Below are 19879 nucleotides of genomic sequence, written 5' to 3'. Positions count from 1 at the left end.
TCGACCCAAGACCGACTTTCACCGGCACTCCTCGTGGCGAGCCGGTTCTCGAAAAAGAAGCAGAACCGAGTGAAGAAGTAGGCAAGCGACATGCGTCACAAGAACATTGGTCGAAAGTTCGACCGCAACACCTCCAGCCGCCGCGCGATGTTCCGCAACCTCGCGGCCAACCTCATCCTCCACGAGCGCATCGAGACGACCGACGCGAAGGCCAAGGAGCTGCGTCGCGTCGCCGATCGGCTCATCACCAAGGCCAAGCGCATCGGCGAGGCCGCTTACACGCCCCAAGACAAGCTGTCGGCCGAAGACAAGGCTCGCCGGCTTCACGCGCAGCGGCTCGTCGGCGCGTACCTCCCGCGCTTCGTGACGCGCACAGAGGTGGGCGGCGCGCCCAAGCGCGTCGACATCGTTGAGAAAGTGTTCCTCGACCTCGCGAAGCGTTTCGCCAAGCGCCCCGGCGGCTACACGCGGATCATCAAGATCGGCCTTCGCCGCGGCGACAACGCGCCCCTCGCGATCATCGAGTTCGTCGACGGGCCGGCTGAGGCGGCTGCCAAAGCCGAGGCTTGAGCCCGAGGGGCCCAAGCCCGTCTGAGACATGCGGGCGGCGCGCTTCGGCGCTCCGCCCGTTTCTTTTTTGGCCGCGTATTCGCGACCGGACTCGCTTTTCCGCGCGTAGCGGACGCCAGCGCCCCACGACCGCCTGCCGGCCGGCGGAGGCTGCCCGTTTGCGTGTACGCTTCACGGTCCATGGCTGGCACCGAAGCGCTGCCCGAATTGGATGCCTACGAGGTCCTCGCGCCCATCGCCCAGGGGGGCATGGCGACGGTGTACTTGGCGCGCCTTCGGGAGCACCCCGACAAGCTCGTCGCGCTCAAGATCCTCCGGCCCGAGCTCTGCGTGGGCCGCGGCGCGAGCGCCGAGGGGGCTACGGAATTCGTGGCCATGTTCCTCGATGAGGCGCGCATCGCGTCGCGCTTCGCGCACGCGCACATCGCGACCATCCACGGGCTCGGGCACGACCGTGGTCACTATTTCTTGGCGATGGAACTCCTGCGCGGGCGCACGCTCCTCGAGGTCGTCGACGAGGCTTTGAGGCGCGGCGGTGCCATGCCCTTCGAGGTCGTCGCGTGGGTCGGCGCGCGCATCGCGGAGGCGCTCGACTACGTCCACGAGCTCCGCGACGAGAGCGGGGCCAGTCGCGAGATCGTTCACCGCGATGTGACGCCCAGCAACGTGTTCTTGACCAACGATGGCGACCCGAAGCTCATCGACTTTGGCCTGGCCAAGGCCCGCGACCGCATCGCGTCGACGTCCCACGGCATCCTCAAGGGCAAGCTCGCGTACCTCGCGCCAGAGCAGGTAGCCGGAGCCCCGTCCGATCGACGTTCCGACGTCTTCTCACTCGCCGTCACGCTCTGGGAGGTCTCCGTGGGAGACCGTCTCTTCCGCGCCGACGACGACGTCGAGACGGTCCGCCGCGTGGCGCGCGCCGAGGTGCCCGACCCGCGCAGCAAGGTGCCCGGCTACCCGGACGCGTTGGCCGAGGCGCTCCTCCGCGCGCTCGCGCGGGCCCCCGAAGACCGCACGAAGACCGCCAAGGTGTTCGCCGCGGAGCTTGATGCCGCCGTAAAGGCCATCGGGCGCGGCGTCTCGGCGCCGGTCGTCGGCGCCCTCGTCAGCGAGCTATTTCCTGCGGCCGCCGCCCGACCATGGGAGCGCTTGGCCGACGAGCTCTCGCCGCCGGCCTCGCGCAGCGCCGCGCTGGCGGGAGGCTCCATCGTTCGCGCGTGGGACGAGTCGGGCAAGAAGATGACGTGGATGGCGGTGGCTGTCGACGAGCCTTCGGAGCGCGACGTGACGGGCGGCGTCCCCCCGGACCGCGAGAGCACGCGACTCACCACGCTGTCGAAGACGCCGCCGTCGAACTTGCGCTCCGCCGTCGATGAGGCGCTCGCGGAACGGGCCCAGGCGCTCAAGCCGAGCGATGAGCCCGCGCGCGCGCGCCTCCTCTTGGAGCGAGCCATCGTCGACGATGCGCTCGGCGATGGCGCCCGTGCGGAGGAGCTCGCGGCGGCGTCGGCGAAGGCCAACCCCAGCGCTGCCGCCTTCGCATTTTCACGCCGGCTCGCGGCGCGGGCGGCGCGGGGGAGGGGAGGCGACGCTGCTCTCTCCGCCATCGCGACGCTCGTGCGGCTGCTCGACGCTGAGCTCGAACGGACCGACGAGGCTCGCTCCAAGGCCGATCTCCTCGGCGAGCGAGGTCGCCTGCTCTCGGCCAAGGAGGACTGGGCCGGCGCACGCGCCAGCTTCGAGCGCGCGCTCGAGATCCATCCGGGCCACGCGGCTTCGCTCAAGGGGCTTGAGACGGCGCTTCGACACCTTCCCGGAGCAAGGGCGCACCTCGCCGACCACCTCGCTCGAATGGCCGACGCGTACGCTCCCGAGCCCCGCCTCGCTGCGTGGCTCCTGGTGGAACGCGCGCGCGTCTTCGATCGCGATCTTGCGCGTCCCGACGACGCGCGGGCCGCGATGGCCCGTGCCCTCACCCTCGATGGTGGCCTTGGACCGGTCCGTCGAGCCGCGACCGATATGGCGACGGAGCATCATGACGGCGCGCTGCTCGTCGAGCTCTTGGCCGCTGAGGCGGAGCTTGAGCGGTCGCCCGACCGCGCCGCCGCCTTGGAGCTCTTTGCCGCCGGGACGGCGCGGCACGTGCTCCGCGAGCCAGCCCGCGCGGCGCAGCTCCTCGAGCGTGCCAGGAAGCGCTCCGTGACGTCACCCTTGCAGAAGCGCATCGTGCTCGACGAAGTGGTGTTGGTCGAAGAGTCGCTTGGGCATTTCGTGGAAGCGCTCGGCGCACGTCGAGAGCGGCTCACGTTGATCAAAGATCCCGCCGAGCGCAGCGTCGAGCTTCGTCTCCTGGCTGCGCTGGAGGAGTCGCTCGGGGACGTGGACCGCGCCGTTCTTTCGCTCTCGGAGGCTCGCCGCGGAGCGCCCGGCGACGTGACCGTCTCGGCGGCCCTCGCGCGGCTCCTAGAGAAGAAGGGCGACGTGGAGCGTCTCCTCGAGCTTCACGCACACGACGCGGCGACCAGCATGGACGGTGGACAGCGAACGGCGAGCGCTCTCATGGCGGCGCGGCTCGCCGAGACCAAAGGGCAGCTGGACCGAGCCGCTGAGTTTTATCGTACGGCGCTCTCCGCCAGCGCCGATTGCCTCGAGGCGCTGGATGCCCTCGATCGCCTATCGCGGCGCACGCGCCCCGAGTCGACGCTCGACGAGGTTCGTGCCCGCGTCGCGTTGCACCGCCATGCGGCGGAGAACGTGACGGACGTCGAGCGACGTGTGGCTCACCTTACGTCCGTCGCGACGCTCTTCGAGGAGATCGCCGGTGACGTGGCGGCGGCCCTCTCGACATACCAGTCGATCCTCGCGCTGACGCCGCGTCGCATGGTGGCGTTGATCGGCGTGGAGCGCTGCGCGCGCCGACTTGGCGACGCGGGCCGCGCCGCCGAGTCACTCCTAGAGCAAGCGGGCGTCGCCGCCGACGTGGGCGACGCGAACGCGCTTCGGCTCCGTGCCGCCGAGCTCCTCAAGGAGCGCGACCCGACCCGTGCCCTTCAGCTCGTCGACGCGATCCTCGCGTCGTCGTCGTCGGGGCCCGATGCGCACGCGCTGCGAGCCCGCCTCCTCGAACGAAGCGAGACCTGGCACCTCGCCGCCGACGAACACCGGCGACTCATCGAGCTCGCCACCGATGACGGCGAGCGCGTCGACCGCCTGCTCGCCCTCGCCGAGCTGCTCCGCACGCGACTCGGTCAGCGGTCGCAGGCCATTGAGTGCGTGAGGCAGGCGCTCGTCGTCGACGCGAAGGAGTCGCGCGCCCTGGCCATGCTCGTCGTTCTTCTCGACGAGCTCGAAGACCCGCGAGAGGCGGAGCGAGGGCTCCTCGCCTTGGCCGACGGCGTCGATGGTGAGCTTCGCGCGCGCGTCCTTTGGAAGGCGGCGGGCCGCGCCGAGTTCGGTTCCAGCAGCGACGCGTCGGCGCTTGGCGCGCTCCATCGCCTGGCCGACGAGAATCCCAGCGAGACTTGGCTCGTGGAGCGGCAGCGGCGTCTCGCGCTGCGGCTCGCCCGAGACGGTGACGCCGAGCCGCTGCGCCGCTTCACGAACCCCGACGCGCTTCCCGCCCACTCGCTCGATGAATGTTTTGCAGACCGAGACATGGCGCGCGAAGTCGCGTTGGACCTCTCGGCTCGGCTCATCGAACTCGCCCCGCCGGCGCCGTGGGCTCTTCGCACCGTTGAGGTGCTTGCGGAGCGTTACGGCGAACCGGGGCTGCTAAGGCGCGTCCTGTCGGCGCAGGCCGAGACGTTCTCGGTCAAGAGCGCTCGTCTGGGCGCGCTCTGGGAGCAAATACGCCTCGCCGATTGGCTGGTCGGTCACGACATCCGGGGCACCCTCGAGCTGGTCCTGGCGCTCGCACCCGACGACCGGGCGGCGCTTGACGCGGTCGTGGAGCGCTCCGGCGCGGCGCTCCGCAACGGAGACCTTGGGGCCCGAGGTCCGATGGCGCTCGCGCTGCGCGACCTGGCATCGACCAAGGATGAACATCGCAGGTTTGCGTCGCTCCTCGAGCTTGGTCTCTCGCTCTTCTGTGGCGCCATGAGCGCCGTTGGTCAGAAGGAAGCGCTCAAGGAGGTTCGCTTGGCGCTGCGGCAAGATCGCTCCTCGGCGGCGGCCGCGGCTGCGACGGCGTGGATCGGCGAAACGGTGGAGGACGTGCGCGCCGCCGTCGAGGGCGCGGTCGCCCTCGCGGAGCAATCCCATGGGACGGCGCGCGCGGCGGGGTTCCTCCGGCGCGCCGCGCTCTTGCTCGCTTCGAAGGATGCTCCCGGCGGCCGCAGCGAGCGGCTCGCTCAAGCGGCGGAGCTCCTCGAGCGGTCGCTCCTCACCGAGCCCGACTCGGTGCAGGCGATCCTGGCGCTCGTCTCCGCGCGCTCCGAGGCCGGGGAAGCCGGACGTCTCGAGCCGATTCTCTCCGATGTGCTCGCGCGCGCGCGCACTCACGACGCCATCGCCGCGGCGGGGACCGCGCTCGCGCAAGCGCTCGGCAAGGAGCCGACCACGCGCCTTACGGCCATCGACGCGCTTCGTCGCGTAGTCCAATCGAAGCCCGATGACGGCGTGGCGCTGCGGCTCCTGGCGGATCTCTTGATGGCCACCGGCGCTCGCGCCGATGCGACGAGCGTCCTGGAGAAGCTCGCCGCCGACGGTCGCGACTCGCCGGTGCGAATGAAGGCCCTCTTTGACCTCGCGGCGATCCATCGGCAAGCGGGCGCGGTGGGCGAGGTGGAGCGCGCGCTCTCGACCATCGTGGACATGGATCCGCTGTCGGCTCCCGCGCTGCGAGACTTGGTCGCGTTGCGCAAAGAGGCGAACCCGAACGCGGCGGACCTCATGCCGCTCCTGTCGCGCCTCGCCGAGGCGGCGCCTACGGAAGAGGAAAAGGCGTCGGCGCTCGTGGAGCTCGCGGAACGGCGCGCCGCGTCTGGCGACGGCGCTGGCGCCGAGCGAGACATGATCGAAGCCACGGCGGTGTCGCCGACGGCGGCGCGATTGGCGCGCGTCATCGACTTGGCCGCGCACGATCGGGGCGCCGAGGCGAGGCTCTTGTCCGCGCTCGTCGCGCGCGGCGAGCAGCTCGGTCGTCCCAACGCCCCGGCGTGGGCTGCCCTCGGCGCACTCGAGGTTGACATGGGTAAGGCCGTGGAAGGCGTCGCCCACCTCAAGCGTGCCCTCGCGCTCGAGCCGTCGATGCCGGAGGCGCGCGCGGCGCTCGGCCGCGGCCTCGTCGGCCTTGGCAACGGTGAAGAGGCGGCGAAGACCCTATTCGCGATGATGTCGCCGGACGCGGCGCCGCTCTTGTCGCTGCGCGAACCAGGCGCGCTCCTCGCCTCCTTTGAGGCGGCGCTGGCCCGGGCCGGTCGCCGTGACGAGTCGGTGGTGGCGCGCGAGCTCCGCGCCGTGGCCGGCGCGCTCGACGACGGTGCCCACGTCGAACTCCGCGCCCGACGGCGCGGCGTGGTCCTCGCGCCAGGCGAAGGCGAACGGATCTTGGGCGTGGCCATTCCCGAGGAGGGGCGCGAACTCCTGGCGCTGGCGGGCGCCCTTGCGGGCCTCGAGGCCAAGCTCGTGCGAAGCGACGCAGCGGCGCTCGAGATCAACGCCAAGAAGAAGCTCCCGGCGAGCCACGCGCTACCGGTGATCGCCCAGTGGCTCGCGCGCCTCTTTGGCCTCGACGCACCGCCCGTTGTCTCAACGGAGCGCCTCACCTCCGTGCGGGTGCTCGCCATCGATGGCGAGTTGTGGCTCGGCGTGCCACCGGCGCTCGCTGCGAAGCCTGAGCCCGAGCAAGTCGCCTCGCTCGCGCGCGCGATGGTGCGCATGGCCTTGGCCGTACCCTACGTCGACGAGCTCCTCGCGGACGAGCTGTCGGCGCTGCTCGTGGCCACGGCGGAGCGGGCCGCCCCGGGATCGATGGCGGCGGTGCGCGGCATCGACGAGGCGCTCCTCGGCGAGTTCTCGCAACGGCTCACGCGCCTCGTGGGGCGGCGGCAGAAGAAGGCGCTCGTCGATCTTGCGGGGCGTGTTCCACCGCTTGCGGCGAGCTGCGGCGAGCTCTTGCTGCGCACCGTGGCGCAGGCAGAGCTTCGCGCGGCCTTCGTGGTGACGGGGGATCTTCTCGCGACGCTCGACAGTCTCAAGGCTTCCAACGCGGGGCTCCGTCGCGAGATGGACGCCGCGGGGCCGCGAGCGCTCGCCGCGGTGCTGACCCACCCGCTCGCTGGGGATCTCGTCCGCGCGGCCCTTAACCCCGTCACGACGGCGGCCCGCGTTCGCCTCGGGACGTTGTGGACTGGAGGCTCGCTCGCGCCGCCGCGTCGGTAGGCGGCTTTAGGCGAAGCGTCGTCGGAGCGCGACGACGAGCCCCAGGAGGAGCGCGAGGCCCGCGCAAATGGCCGCGCCGGCCCACCCGAAGTGCGCGAGCTTGGAGGCTCGCTCGCCGCGTCGATCGGCGATCTGCTGGAGCTCGGCGTGCGCCATCGTGTTGGCCGGGTCGAGCGCGATGGCCCTTCGAAGCGCGTCCTCGTCGGTGACGCCTCGCTTGCGAAGGGCGCGAGCTTCGAGCGAGAGCAGCGCGCTGTCGATCTGGGGAGCGCGTGGCGACGCTGGGTCCAGCTGCTTCGCCTTCTGGTAGAGCAGCATGGCGCGCTCGGCCTCCGCCTCCTCGATGGACTTGGCGAAGAGTACGTAGGCCGGCACCATTTCGCGCCGGCGTTCGAAGTCCGGCGTTCGCGCGAGGATGCGGTCGAAGGCGTCGACGGCCTTGGCGAGGCGCGTGTTGTCAGGCGTCGCGCTTGTTTGGACCGCCGCGAGGTGCGCGAGGCCCTCTTCGTGGAGGACGTACATCTCGCGTCGGCGATCGCGATCGAAGGCTGCAAAGAGCTCGCGACTGATGCGGTCCGGCGGCCAATCGTCGGGCGCGGGACGGTTGTGAAAGGTTGCGTACGCTTCGCGGAGCTTTCCTGTGGCGTTGCTGCCGTAGTCGTAGAGCGCCTGGCGGGCGGCTTCCCGCGTGACCTCACGGTCGGCGTTGGCGAACGATAGAACGACGCCCAAGGCGTCCATCTCTTTCGCGAGCCCGTAGGCGCGGAGGATCTCGCCGAGCACGGCGGGGCTCTTGGCCTGGATCGCCTCGCCCGGCATCGACTTCTCCATAGCTTCGAGCTGCGTGGCCGCGAAGCGCCGCACCGGTGGGCCGCTCGCGAGTCGTCGCTCGAGGATCAGCGCCGGTACGGCGCGCTCGCCGAGCTTTCCGAGTCCCTCTTCGATGGCGCGGCGCAGCGCGGGCGTTTGCTCGGGCGCTCGCGAGACGACGAGGCGCACGGCCTCCGTTGAGCCGATGCGCAAGAGCTCGCGAAGCGCGCCGCCTCGCGCCGCCTCGTCGCCGGTCGTGAACGCCGCCGACAGGGCGGGCGACACGGCGGTTGCGGCGGTGCCTCCGTCGACCGCGCTAGCTGCCGCCGGTGGGCCGACCATGAGCCCTGCGAGAGTGAGCGCTCCGGCGAGGAGCCAGGTGTGTCGCATCGCCATCGTAAACGCTCGCCGCGGGGCCGCGCTTCCGCGCTACTGCTCGATGCGAAAGTCGGCGAATTCGCCCGAGTAACTGCGCCACCGTACGTCGACGCCGTCGACGCGCGCCGCCGCGGGGCCGTGATGGGCCCAGCTCACGATCTCCTTGATCGAGTCCTCTTCGCCTTCCGCCAAGATCTCCACGGAGCCATCGTTGCGATTCTTCACCCACCCGGTGATGCCGAGGCGTCGCGCTTCGCGCTGCGCTGACGCGCGGAAGTAGACCCCGGTCACTCGGCCTCGGACGATGAGCTGCACGCGTTTTGTCGCCATCGGTTGTTCCTCAGCTCCCCGGCCGTCTCGTGCCGGGAGCAATCTCCGCCTGGAGGTCGTATTTTTACCGCAATTGGGCTCCGAGCGGCAGCGCAAGATCGCCCCCCGAGCGATTGGCTCGCGATGCCGGCAGGGGCGGAAACCGTGGTATTCGAAAAGCCGTGGATACGGCTGCCGAGTGTCGAGGCGTCGGCCTGTTTACCGGCGCCACGCGCACGGTCCGACTCCTCTGCCGCGTAGGGCCGCTGGCCGTCTCGGTGGCCGGGACCGAGGTCGCGCTCCAGGAGCTCGTCGTTGGCGCACAAGGCCGAACCTCCGTCCTGCGGCGTTGCGGCGATGACGCGCCGTTTGTCTCTTGCGTCGAGCACCTCTTCGCCGCGCTCGGCGCCCTCGGCATTCGCGACGGCCTCTTGGTCGACGTGGATGGCGACGAACTCCCCTTGCTCGATGGCGGCGCCCTCGCGTGGGGCCGCGCGCTTTTGGCGTTAGCGCTGCCGGCCTCGCCGCCAAAGCTTCGCGTCGTGCGCGATGGCGTCGTCAGCGTTGGGCGGGCGACCTACGAGTGGCGCCGCGCGTCGAGCGACGAGAGCGCGTGCGAAGTCCACTTGGACGCCTTTCACCCGCGGGTGGAGAGGGTCGCCCGTTGGGACGGCACGCGTCGCGACTTCTTGGAGCGCATCGCGCCGGCGCGCACCTTCGTCATGGCGCGCGAGATCGGTTGGATGCTCGCGCAGGGCCTCACCGCGAAGGTCGATCCCGAGAGCGTCGTCGTCCTCGGCGACGACGAGATCTTCGCCGCGGGCCGGCCGTTTTCGGCCGACGAGCCGGCGCGGCACAAGCTGCTGGACCTCATCGGCGATCTCGCGCTGCACGGCGGCCCACCGCTAGGGCGCGTCGTGGCGCTGAGCCCTGGCCACGCGCTGACCCACGAGGCCGTTCGGCGCGCCTTGGCCGAGGGCGTCGTCGCTCGCGGCTAAGGCAGCAAAACGTAGGCGCCAGTTCGCCGATCGCCTCAACCGCGCTTCTTGGAACCCTTCGGTGCAGGCCTGCGAGGTGTCGGTGCGGCTTTGCGAGCCACCTTCTTCTTCGCGGCTCCGAGCTTCGGCGCCGGGCGCGCCTTCGCCTTCACCGATGACTTCTTCTTCGACGTCTTGGCGGCCGCTCGCACTTTCGCCTTGCCTCTCGGCGTCGCCTTCTTTGCGATCTTGGCCGCAGCGGCCGGGGGCGCCACGCTCTGCCTCACGGCCTGACTGAAGAATTTCTGCATCGGCTTCAGGTAATACTCGGTCCAGCCGACTTCGTAGTCCGAGCCTTGCCCTTCCGGAATGTTGGTGTGCACCAACGTCACGCGCGTTCCTTGTGGCACCGCCTCGAGAACGATTTCGAGCAGCGAGTCCTTTGCGCCCTTCGGAAATTCCGTCGTGCGCCACGCTTGGACAATGCGGCGTCCCGGCTCGATGAGCTTGGTCTTGCCCGAGATGTATCCGTCCCAGGCGGTGAAGACCGACCCGACCCGCGCCTCCGACGTCGCCGGCGAGCCTGTCATGGCGCTGTGGCCTGCGCCATCGAGCCAAGCGACGAAGAGCGTCGGCGGGTCGGCGGGGATGATGGATGTGATGCGAATCGATTCGTTGGCCACGGCAAACCTCTCTTCTCGAAGCGAGCAGCGTAGCGCGTCGCGTGGCACGGCGTGCCGTCGTCTTTCCGGCGTCACTTTCCGAGGCCGCGTCGCTTGACCGAGCCGAGCCCTCGCGGCGAAGGTGACCGCATGAAAGCGATCGTGGTGGCGCGCCCCGGCGGCCCCGAGGTTCTGGAGCTCCGCGACGTCGACGCGCCGCTGGCCGGCAAAGGGGAGGTGCGCGTCCGCGTTCACGCCACCGCGGTGAATCGGGCCGACCTGCTCCAACGTCGCGGCCTCTATCCGGCGCCGCCGGATTCGCCCCGCGACATTCCTGGCCTCGAATTCGCCGGTGAGGTCGAGTCGCTCGGGGACGGCGCCCATGACGTCCGAGTCGGCGACAAGGTCTTCGGGCTTGCGGGTGGCGGAACGTACGCCGAGCTCGTCGTGGTGCCGTCGAGGACGGTAGTGCCCATGCCGCCGGGGCTCTCCTTCGCCGACGCCGCGGCCGTTCCCGAGGCCTTCATCACCGCCTTCGACGCGCTCGTGACGCAGGGTCGCCTCGCAGCCGGCGAGGACGTCTTGATCTCCGCCGCCGGCAGCGGCGTCGGCACGGCCGGGGTTCAGTTGGCGCGGGCCGTAGGGGCTCGCCCCATCGGAACCGTGCGTACCGCTGCGAAGGCCGCGCGCCTGCGGAGCGAGCTGGGCCTTCCCGACGCGCTCGTGGTGGAAGGCCCGGCCTACAAGGACGCGATTCGGGAGCGTACGGCGGGCCGGGGCGTCGCCCTTGTGCTCGAGCTCGTGGGGGGCAGCTACGTCGCCGAGGATCTCGAGTGCGTGGCTCACAAGGGACGCATCGTCCTCGTGGGCCTCGTGGGTGGCGCGCGCGTCGACATGGATCTGGGCCTCGTCCTTCGGAAGCGCATTTCGCTCACGGGCACTGTGCTTCGGGCTCGCTCCCTCGAAGAGAAGATCGTCGCAAGTCAGCTCTTCGCGGCCCACGTCGTGCCGCTCCTTGCGCGCGGTCTCGTTCGGCCCGTCGTGGGCGCTACCATGCCGCTCTGCGACGCGGCCGAGGCGCACCGCTTGACGGAAGCCAACGACACCTTTGGCAAGGTCGTGCTGACGCTGGCTCAGTGATTGCGCGCGTGCGCGAGGCACAGGTTGCGCGGCGTTCCGCCGCACTTTTCGCACGAGCAGACCCGGATGTCGGCGTCGTCGGCTTCGCTGGCGCCGCAAATGGCGCACGTGCGCGGGATAGCGGCGGGGCGCGATGAAGCCCGCTTCTCGGACTCGTAGGTGGCGCGACGGGCCGCTTGCGCGACCTCGACCTTCCGGCCGCGAAGCGCGGCGAGCAGCAGACCCCCGCAAAAGAGGAAGTAGTTGCTGAGCGCCGCGAGGATCGCTGCCCGCACGCCCCACGAGCCCGTCGCGAACTCGATCGCGATGGGAGCGGCAGCGATCAACGCGACCCACTTCATGCGCAGCGGCAAGACGAAGAAGACCAAGATCTCGTATTGCGGAAACACCGTGGCGAAGGCCAAGAGCACCGACAGGTTGAGCCACAGGTTGCCGACGGCGCCTCCCACGATGAGAGCGCCTGCCGTCGTGCAGAGCATGCCGATGAGGTAATACGCGTTGAGCTTGAAGGCGCCCCAAGCGTTCTCGAGGTTCGACAGGACCATCCACGTCCACCAAATCTCGAAGAAACCCCAGAAGAGGCTCTGCGAGCGCGGGATGAAGAGGTACGTGACGAGGCGCCATACCTCGGGGAAGTGAGCGTGACCTTTGCCGAGGACGCGGAGCGGATCGAGCTTGAGCAGGCTGAGGTAGCCAGGCTGGAGCATGCCGAGGACGAACGTCAGCGCCATGCCCGCCACGATGATCACGGGCAGGCCGGTGATGGCGTATTTTCCAAAACGGCGCTCGAGCCGCGTGATCAAGGCGTCCATGCGTTGAGCGCGGAAGGGTAGTGCCCCGAACCTACCGCGTCGAGGGGAGTTCGCGACACCCAAGCCAGCAAGCTCAGCCAGAGACGTCGCTTCGGCCGCGTTCCGAGCGGGTCAACGCGGCAGAGGTCCCCGCGGGGCCGCTGCCTTCAGGGCGGAGCTCCGCATTGGAGCCACGTCTTGATCTTGTCGACATCGGCTGCCGTGACCCCCGTGACCGTCACGTTGTTGAGTCCCGAGAGGGGCATGCCGTTGCCGCAGGTGGCCTGGTTGTCGATGCGCAGGTTGCAGATGATCGACGAGACGTTGGGCTCCGTCGAGCAAGGGTCGATGTAGAATTTCTCGGGCGCCTTGCCCTTGTCACCCTTTAGGACGTACGCCGCGAGCTGGCGCCGCGCGAGCGCCGGATCGGTGTCGGAGATGGACGGCTGCGTCAGCGAGCCGGTGCCGTGACAGACCTTATCGGCGCAGCGCCACTGGCCCTTGATGTACGTCGTGTAGATGTCGGCCCACTTCACAGCGCAGTTCGTGTTGACGGCGATCGGTTGGGCGCACGTCCGCTCCCCGACCGGCGTACCACCCGCCGTGAGAGGGCCCGGCGGCTCGGGAACGGCCTTCCCCTTCAGCGCTTCCGCTGACGAATATTTCGTCGTCTCCACGGTGCAGGCGAGGAGCGATGCGACGGCTGCCAGGGAAAGGGCGGCGAGCACCGACGAGGAGAGAGCGCGCATGGATGCTCCTATTCTGGGAGGAGAGTCGCCCGAGGTAAAGCGCGTCCTTGCCCCGGGGCCCGACGCCGACGGCAACGCCGGCGTTTGCATCCGGGGAGGCGCTCTCCACGGTCATCAAAAATCCGACGCTGCGTCGTGGGGTTGGGGCCGGATCGACGCCGATCCATCCAGCGCGTGCCCCACTCAGGGAGTGGCGAAGCGAAGGCGCGCCGGTTATCCTCACCCAGGCTCACGCGCATGCCGCGCGCGAGTTCAGCGCCTGCTTCGTCGCCGGCGGAAGGAGTCTGGCATGCCGCGCTCTCGTTCGACCCTTACGCTCTTTGGGCTCGGCCTCCTTCTCCTCGCCTCCGCGTGCGCGCCCGTCGCGCCCTACGAGCGCGGCACGCTCGCCCACCCGACGATGACCACGGAAGACGTCTCGACGGCGCTCGACGCGCACGTCCGCGCCGTGTCCGAAGGGGCCTCGGGCGGTCTTGGCGGTGGCGGTGGCGGCTGCGGGTGCAACTGAACGCCTTCATCTCGGGCTCGCCTGCCGACAACGTGCAGGCGCTTCCCTTGGCCGTGCTCCCGTGATGGTTCTCTAAGCGATCCCTCCGCGTGACCTTCGTTCCGAAAAGAGCGGCGCTGGGCCTGCTAGCCATCTTGGCGCTCATGGCCGTGCCGCGCTCGTCGCGCGCGCAAGGGCAGTCGCTCTCAAACGCCGAAGCCGTCGAGCTCGCTCTCGAGGCTGTGACGGCGGCCAAGGAGGGGAAACAGGACCTCTGCATCAAGAAGAACAAGGCTTCCCTCGAGAAGGAGGAGAACCCTCGCACGCGGCTTCACCTGGCCGGCTGCGAGACCCGCTCGGGCAAGCTCCTCGACGCACTACGCGACGCGCAAGAGGCTTTGCAACAGGGCATGCGCGCACGAGACGAGGCGCTCATCAAGGTGGCGCGCGATCGCGTCATTGATCTCATTCAGCGGTTGCCGAAGGTGACGTTCGTGCCCCCCGCTGGCGTCTCCGACCTCAAGGTGACGTTCGACGAGCGGCCCGTTTCGAACGCGAGCCTCACGCGCAAGTTCTCCATCGACCCGGGGCGCCACAGCGTGCGCGCCGAGGGCGCCTCGATGGGCCTGCCGCTCTCCTTTGAGGAGACCTTCGACGCGAAAGAGGGCGAGGTCGTCACGGTGCGCCTCACGCTGAAGGCGACGTCGCCAGGCGTGCTCACGGCGGGTCAGCTCCGCTGCATGATGGAGGCCAAGAGCCAAGAGGACGTCGAAAAGTGTCTCCCGCAGCGCGTGAAGAACCTCGTGGTGCGCGTGGGTACGGACACGGCTTTCTACACCGACTCGACCGACGTGCAGGTGGTCTCGCCTTCGGCCCGCGGCTCGGTGAGCTCGCCTACGGCAGGGTGGAACGTGGGGGCCTCGTACCTGCTCGACTTCGTCACGGCGGCGTCGCCGGACATCGTGTCGATGGCGTCGCGGCGGTATCGCGAGCGCCGGCACGTGGTCGGTTTGACGGGCGGCTACAAGCCGGGGCTCTTTGGCGCCCAGGCCTACGGCAACGTCTCGAGCGAGCCCGACTACCTGTCGCTCTCGGGCGGCGGCGCGCTCGCCCTCGACCTCAACGACAAGCTCACGACCCCGCGCGTCGGCTACACGCACACGAGCGACACCATCGGTCGGAGCGACACCCCCTTCGACGCCTGGAGCAAGAAGCTCGCGATCCACGAGGTCGAAGCGAGCATGACGTTCGTCATGTCCCCCACGACGGTCCTGCTCGTTGGGGCCACCTTCGCCGCCGAGCGCGGCGACCAATCGAAGCCCTATCGGTACGTGCCGACGTTCCAGAATCAAATCGCGCCCAAGGTGCCCTCCGGCGCCGGCGCTGACCTCGTGGACCTCTACCGGTTGCCGATGCGACCCACCGAGCAGTTGCCCACGGAGCGAGACCGCTACGCGCTGGGGTTCCGGCTCGCCAAGCGTTTTCCCTCGGCCGGCGCGACGCTGCGCATCGAAGAGCGCCTCTATTCGGATAGCTGGCTCTTGCGCGCGACTACCACCGACTTTCGCTACATGGTCGACCTAGGTCGCATGCTGCGCGTTTGGCCCCATGGCCGGCTCCACGCACAGACCGGCGCGGGATTTCACGAGCTCGCGTACACTGGCTTCATCTCGCCGCAAAATGGCCAGGTGATTCTTCCGACTTACCGCACGACCGACCGCGAGCTCTCGCCCATGGCTTCGCTCACCGCCGGCGGCGGCGCCCGCGTCGCGCTAACCTCACCGGAGTCAGAGAACCAAATCGGCATCACCCTCACCGGCGACGCCATGTACTCGCAGTACTTCCGGTCACTGTTCGTTCGCAGTCGTTTTGCCGTCTACGGAGCCGTCGCCCTGGACTTCGAGTTTTGAGATGAATCGACCTCGCACCCTCCTCTTCACCCTCGGTGTCGTCTTGCCCGTCGCGGTGCCGCTCGTGTCGTGCACCGACCCGGTGCAAGACAAGGCCATCGCGGCCTTGGGGCCCGAGATCGGCACGCCAGGCCCCGATCATCGCCCGGGCCAACCGTGTGTCACCTGCCACTCGGAGTTCGGCAACTCGTCCTCCATCTTTAGCGTCGGGGGCACGATCTACGAATCGGCCGGGTCGCCGCAGGGCGCAGCGAACGTCAGCGTCCTCATGCGCTCCGCCGACAACTCATCGTTCACGGCCACGACGGGGCCGTCGGGCAACTTCTTCGTGCGCAAGAACGAGTGGGACCCGGCGTTCCCGCTCCTCGTGCACATCTATCGGCAGGACGTCGGCATCCGCCCGATGCTCAGTCACGTGGGCCGCGAGCCGTCGTGTGCCGGTTGCCATTTCAACCCGCCCGATGCGGGCTTTGCCGCCGACGCGCGGCCGCTCGTTCACTACACGGCGTTCCAGTCGGTGGGGCAGGTGTACCTCAAATGACCAAACGAATGACTCCAGGCCCGCGAGGAGCGACGACGCTCATCGCCTTCGCGGCAGGCGCCGTCGCGGCGCTCGTGTCGTGCGCCTCGCCGCCGGACGCCGACCGAAAGACGGCGGTCGGGCTCGTGGAGCCGCTCACGCCGGGCGGCGCGCCGGAGCTCAATCCGAGCTACACGCAGTTCAAGGACTACTTCGTCAGCGAGTTCTTGACGCGCCGCTGCGGCACGCTCGATTGCCACGGACAACCGGGCAGGCCGCTGCGCATCTACGGTCAGCGCGGCCTGCGGCTTCCGAATCAGAACGGCCTGCGGCCCGTGACCGGTGACACCAGCGAAGAGGAGGTCGCGGCCAACTACCGCGCCGCCGTGGGGCTAGAGCCGGAGGTCATGAACCGCGTCGTGGCGGCGCGCGCCGAGGACACCTGCTCGCTCAAAGGGGAGCCGGAGACGCCGTGCCTTCACCACTTGCTCCTCGTGGCGAAGCCGCTCTCCTGCAACAAGCTCTCCTCGCACGGCTGCGGCGGCGGCGAGCGCGGCGTTGAACACAAGGGCGGCCCCGTCATCGCCTTCGGTGACGACGGCTACAACTGTCTGAAGACCTGGGTCCAGGGCATCACCGACCCGGGCGCCTGCCAACGCGCCGCCAACGCGTACTGAAGGAAGTTCGCGTCGATGAGCGCATTCACGTCGTGAGCAGCGGCGACGCTCAGCCGCCCGAGTTCTCATCGAGCCAGGCGAGGATCTCGCGAATGCTCCCCGTGGCGTGCGCGATGCTCGTGTCCCCGGCGCCGTAGTACATGTGCAGGGTGTCGCCGTCGTGGCCCACGGTGACGCCGCAAGGGAACGCGACGTTGGGGACATCACCGCCGCGCTCGTAGGGAGCTTCGGGGCCAAAGATCCACGAGTTCCCGCGGGCCAAGAGGACATCGGGCTCGTCCCGCGCGAAGAGCGCGGCGCCGAGTCGGTAGAGGCTGCCGGACGCCGTCTGGCGAACCCCGTGGTAGAGCATCAGCCATCCGCGGGGCGTCTCGATGAGCGGCGGCGAGAGGCCGACCTTGTTGGCGTCCCACCAGCCACCTTCGCGGGCCATCAGCACGAGCTTATGGCCGCCCCAGTTGTGGAGATCGGGCGAGAATGAAATCCAGATGTGGGCGCCAAGATCGGTCATCGGCCGATGGATCAGCGCAAAGTTGCCGTTGATGCGACGAGGCAAGAGCGCCGCGTCCTTGTCGTCGGGCTGCATGATGAGGCCGAAGCGCTCGAACGTGTGGAAGTCCTCCGTCAGCGCCAGCGCGACACCAGGCCCACCCTTGCTAAAGGCGGTGTACGCCACCGCGTATTTTCCGAGCTCTTCGACGTAGGTCACGCGCGGGTCTTCGATGCCCCACAGCTCTTCGGGGTAGAGGTCGGGGTTCGGCGACAACGTCGGCTCCGGATCGATCTGCCAGCCGTCGATGCCGTTTTGCGAGCGCGCCGCACAGAGGTGCGAGTGGCCGCGCCGATCCTCGACGCGGCACAAGAGCAGCGTGGTGCCGTCTTTGAGTCGCGTCGCGCCGGGATTGAAGACGGTGTGCGCCGGGTAGGGCCAGTCGCGGGCCGACAATATCGGATTGGTGTCGGTGCGTCGGAAGAGCGTCGGATAGGAGCGAGCCCCCGTCACGAAGTGGCCTGCTCGGCGTTGGCGGGCATCGAAGCCGGGCGATGAAGCCGCGTGGGTACGCTCGCGAGGCGCGCCGCGGCGTGCATCTCCACGAGCGACAGCAAGAAGGACAACGTCGACTCGGCACCCTGGTTTTCGTTCAATCGGTCCTCATGAAGCCCGTCGCGGCAACCGCCGGAGACGGGATCGAAGAGCGGGGCCTCGAGCTGGTTTTGCCCGAGGAACCACTGAAATTGCTGTTGAGCCCGGGCGACCCAAACGCGGTCGCTCGTGAGCCGGTGCGTGTCGAGGCACGCGGAGATGGTGGCCGCCACTTCCACCGGCTGCTGATCGAACATGGCGCGCTTCTCACCGCGGACCCAGAATCCGTTGGACCCGATGGGGCGAAGACGCCATCGACCGTTTGCACCGAGCACAACCACTCGAGTGCGCGGAGCCCCGTGGCGACGGCCGCCTCGTCCTGCATGCGGGCCCCCGCGACGATGAGCGCGTGCGGCAACCGCGCGTTGCAGTAGGTCAAGCTCGCTTCAAACCAAGGCCAGGTGCTCGTGCTCGACGCGTGGAACGCGGACAGCAGGCGCTCCTTGAGGTGGGCCATCATCGCGTCGACCTCGCTCTCGCCCTCGAAGGCGCGCTGGTACTCGTCGATGCCGAGCAGGACGTAGGCCCAGGCGCGCGGGCTCGAGAGCGTCTTTGCCGCCGGCAAACCTGCGCGCCAGAGCTGACGCGCGAGGCCGCGCATGGCGCGGTCCGACGAGCGACCGACCACGCTGCCGAGGGCCCACAAGGCGCGCCCGTGGCAATCCTCCGAGGGCTCTTCGTCGACCCATTCGCGCGAGTAGGTCATGAAGTTGCGAAAGCGCCCGGTCTGCTCGTTGAAGGCGTGGGCGACGAAGGCCAGGTAGCGCGAAGCGAGGGCCCGCACCGAGCGGGCCGGTTCGACGGCGGCGTCTTCGAGCATCGTCGTCAGGAGCAGCGCGCGAGCGTTGTCGTCGAGGCAATAGCCGTCGGCGCGGCGCGGAACGCTGAAGGTCGCGTGCTGGAGAATGCCTGTGTCGTCGGTCATGTGCCGAACGTGGGCGAGGTCCACCTCGGGCAAGTCCACGGTGCGCTTCGCCAGGGTCTTCGCCCGAAAGGCGACGCGGCGGCGGTGTCCGTGGGCCGTGCGCGCCCGCTCGAAGCTCTCGATGTAGGCGCGGGCCACGACGGGCCACGTCATGGTTCGCCCGAGGGCACCGGCTTGCTGTTCCAGCGAGCGGCGGTGCGCGTCGTTCGAGAGGATCTCGATGGCGGCCCGAGCGATGGCGCTCGAGTCTCGCGGCGGGACGAGGACGCCGCGACCGTCTTTCAGAAGCTCGGTGGCGTATCGATAAGGCGTCGAGATGACCGCCTTGGCCGAGCCGACGGCGCGTACGCCAGCGTGCCCGACGTGATCTGCTCCGTGTTCAAGTACGGCGTGACGTAGATGTCCGCCGCCGACAGGAACTGAACGAGCTCGTCGTGGCTCACGAACCGATCGTGAAAGACGATGTTCGCATCGACACCGAGCCGCTTGGCGCGGCTCTCGAGCATGAAGCGGTAGGCTTCGCCTTCGCGCTCTTTGATCTGCGGGTGGGTGACCCCGAGGACGACATAGACCGCGTTGGGACGCACGGCGAGGATCGCCGGAAGCGCATCGATCACGAACTCGATGCCCTTGTCCGGTGACAGGAGGCCGAAGGTCAAGATGACGTCGTTGCCGTCGAGTCCGAGGGTCTCCTTGCTCCTTTGCTGGCCGGGACGCTGGGAATGCCGTGGGGATGACGTCGATCTTCGCCGCGTCGACGCCGTGAGCGCGACGGAGGAGGTCGGCGCCGTTGCTGCTCATGACCACGATCCGCTCGGACAGCGTCGCAAGCTCATCCATGACGGCGCGCTGCGCCGCGTTGGGCGTCGCCAGCACCGTGTGCAGCGTGGTGATGAGCGGCATCCGGAGCTCGCGCACGAGGTCCAGCAAGAGGACGCCTGCCTTTCCGCCAAAGATGCCGTACTCGTGTTGAAGCGAAACGGCATCGATGCCGTTGACGTTCATGAAGTCGGCGGCGCGGCGGTAGGACGCGACGTCGCCCTCTCCGATCTCAAAGGCGACGCGCGACGGGTAGTCGTAGCGATGGCCAGGGTCGTTCATGGCGAGGATGACGCACTCGTTTCCGCCCAGCTCGTTCGCCAACGCGTCGGCAAGGTCGGTCGTGAACGTCGCGATGCCACAGCGTCGCGGCAGGTGATTGCCGATCATGGCGATCTTTTGAACGCCGGTATTCCAGCGGTACGCGCGATCCATCGATCCCTCCGTCTGAGCGCGGGGGTGGATGGAATCGCCGTCGAGTCGTCACGCCCGACGACCCTCACGGGTGACGACTATGGCGCTGTGGGGCCATAAGCGCAATGCGCGTCGGTGAATTGGTGCACGCGGTCGGCGATACGGGCATTGCGCGGTGTTTCTCATGTTGAGCGTCCTTTGCTCGATTGGTGA

General features: G+C 69.0%; 14 protein-coding genes and 1 pseudogene. 8 read left to right on the top strand and 7 right to left on the bottom strand.

The genetic code is table 11. The features are described 5' to 3' along the window. Positions 1-90 precede the first annotated feature (90 nt). On the top strand, positions 91-570 hold the full coding sequence (gene rplQ, locus IPG50_07100; GenBank protein ID MBK6691958.1) for a 50S ribosomal protein L17: 480 nt from the start codon (positions 91-93) through the stop codon (positions 568-570). A gap of 180 nt (positions 571-750) precedes the next feature. After that, positions 751-6954, top strand: coding sequence for a protein kinase (locus IPG50_07095; GenBank protein MBK6691957.1), 6204 nt, complete (start codon positions 751-753; stop codon positions 6952-6954). Between the two features lie 6 nt (positions 6955-6960). Here IPG50_07095 and IPG50_07090 read toward each other — a convergent pair whose 3' ends face one another. After that, positions 6961-8154: a HEAT repeat domain-containing protein gene (locus IPG50_07090; protein ID MBK6691956.1), complete on the bottom strand. Its 1194-nt coding sequence runs from the start codon at positions 8152-8154 to the stop codon at positions 6961-6963. 39 nt (positions 8155-8193) lie between these two features. Then, positions 8194-8472, bottom strand: a complete 279-nt coding sequence (locus IPG50_07085; GenBank protein MBK6691955.1) for an acylphosphatase — start codon at positions 8470-8472, stop codon at positions 8194-8196. 161 nt (positions 8473-8633) lie between these two features. Here IPG50_07085 and IPG50_07080 point away from each other — a divergent pair, with 161 nt between their 5' ends. Then, on the top strand, positions 8634-9449 hold the full coding sequence (locus IPG50_07080; protein ID MBK6691954.1) for a UDP-3-O-acyl-N-acetylglucosamine deacetylase: 816 nt from the start codon (positions 8634-8636) through the stop codon (positions 9447-9449). Between the two features lie 35 nt (positions 9450-9484). Here IPG50_07080 and IPG50_07075 read toward each other — a convergent pair whose 3' ends face one another. Then, the gene (locus tag IPG50_07075) at positions 9485-10111 is read right to left on the bottom strand and encodes an SRPBCC domain-containing protein (protein MBK6691953.1); all 627 of its coding nucleotides are present in this window, start codon (positions 10109-10111) and stop codon (positions 9485-9487) included. Positions 10112-10240: 129 nt separating this feature from the next. Here IPG50_07075 and IPG50_07070 point away from each other — a divergent pair, with 129 nt between their 5' ends. Beyond that, positions 10241-11230, top strand: a complete 990-nt coding sequence (locus tag IPG50_07070) for an NAD(P)H-quinone oxidoreductase (GenBank protein MBK6691952.1) — start codon at positions 10241-10243, stop codon at positions 11228-11230. On the opposite strand, the gene IPG50_07065 is transcribed toward IPG50_07070, so the two are convergent. Continuing rightward, positions 11224-12042, bottom strand: a complete 819-nt coding sequence (locus IPG50_07065) for a hypothetical protein (GenBank protein MBK6691951.1) — start codon at positions 12040-12042, stop codon at positions 11224-11226. The two genes, IPG50_07070 and IPG50_07065, sit on opposite strands and share 7 nt — an antisense overlap. Before the next feature lie 146 nt (positions 12043-12188). Next, positions 12189-12770, bottom strand: a complete 582-nt coding sequence (locus IPG50_07060; GenBank protein MBK6691950.1) for a hypothetical protein — start codon at positions 12768-12770, stop codon at positions 12189-12191. A 289-nt stretch (positions 12771-13059) separates the two neighbouring features. Here IPG50_07060 and IPG50_07055 point away from each other — a divergent pair, with 289 nt between their 5' ends. The 4 genes from IPG50_07055 (at position 13060) to IPG50_07040 (ending at position 16364) form a co-directional block, all read left to right on the top strand. Continuing rightward, positions 13060-13278 (top strand): DUF4266 domain-containing protein, encoded by a 219-nt coding sequence (locus IPG50_07055; GenBank protein MBK6691949.1) that lies wholly within the window; start codon positions 13060-13062, stop codon positions 13276-13278. Positions 13279-13367: 89 nt separating this feature from the next. After that, positions 13368-15167, top strand: a complete 1800-nt coding sequence (locus tag IPG50_07050) for a DUF3570 domain-containing protein (GenBank protein MBK6691948.1) — start codon at positions 13368-13370, stop codon at positions 15165-15167. A 1-nt stretch (position 15168) separates the two neighbouring features. Beyond that, a complete protein-coding gene (locus tag IPG50_07045) occupies positions 15169-15708 on the top strand; it encodes a hypothetical protein (GenBank protein ID MBK6691947.1) in 540 nt (179 codons plus the stop codon). An 8-nt stretch (positions 15709-15716) separates the two neighbouring features. Beyond that, on the top strand, positions 15717-16364 hold the full coding sequence (locus tag IPG50_07040; GenBank protein ID MBK6691946.1) for a hypothetical protein: 648 nt from the start codon (positions 15717-15719) through the stop codon (positions 16362-16364). A 49-nt stretch (positions 16365-16413) separates the two neighbouring features. On the opposite strand, the gene IPG50_07035 is transcribed toward IPG50_07040, so the two are convergent. Both IPG50_07035 and IPG50_07030 read right to left on the bottom strand, forming a co-directional pair. Further along, positions 16414-17367, bottom strand: coding sequence for a glycosidase (locus tag IPG50_07035; GenBank protein ID MBK6691945.1), 954 nt, complete (start codon positions 17365-17367; stop codon positions 16414-16416). Continuing rightward, positions 17364-19687, bottom strand: a pseudogene (locus IPG50_07030) (glycosyltransferase family 4 protein). Before IPG50_07030 ends, IPG50_07035 begins: the two are co-directional and overlap by 4 nt. Positions 19688-19879: the final 192 nt, after the last annotated feature.

Source organism: Myxococcales bacterium, assembly GCA_016703425.1.
In the GTDB taxonomy this organism is placed as follows: Bacteria; Myxococcota_A; Polyangia; order Polyangiales; family Polyangiaceae; genus JADJCA01.
This window is presented reverse-complemented; position numbering and strand designations above follow the sequence as displayed.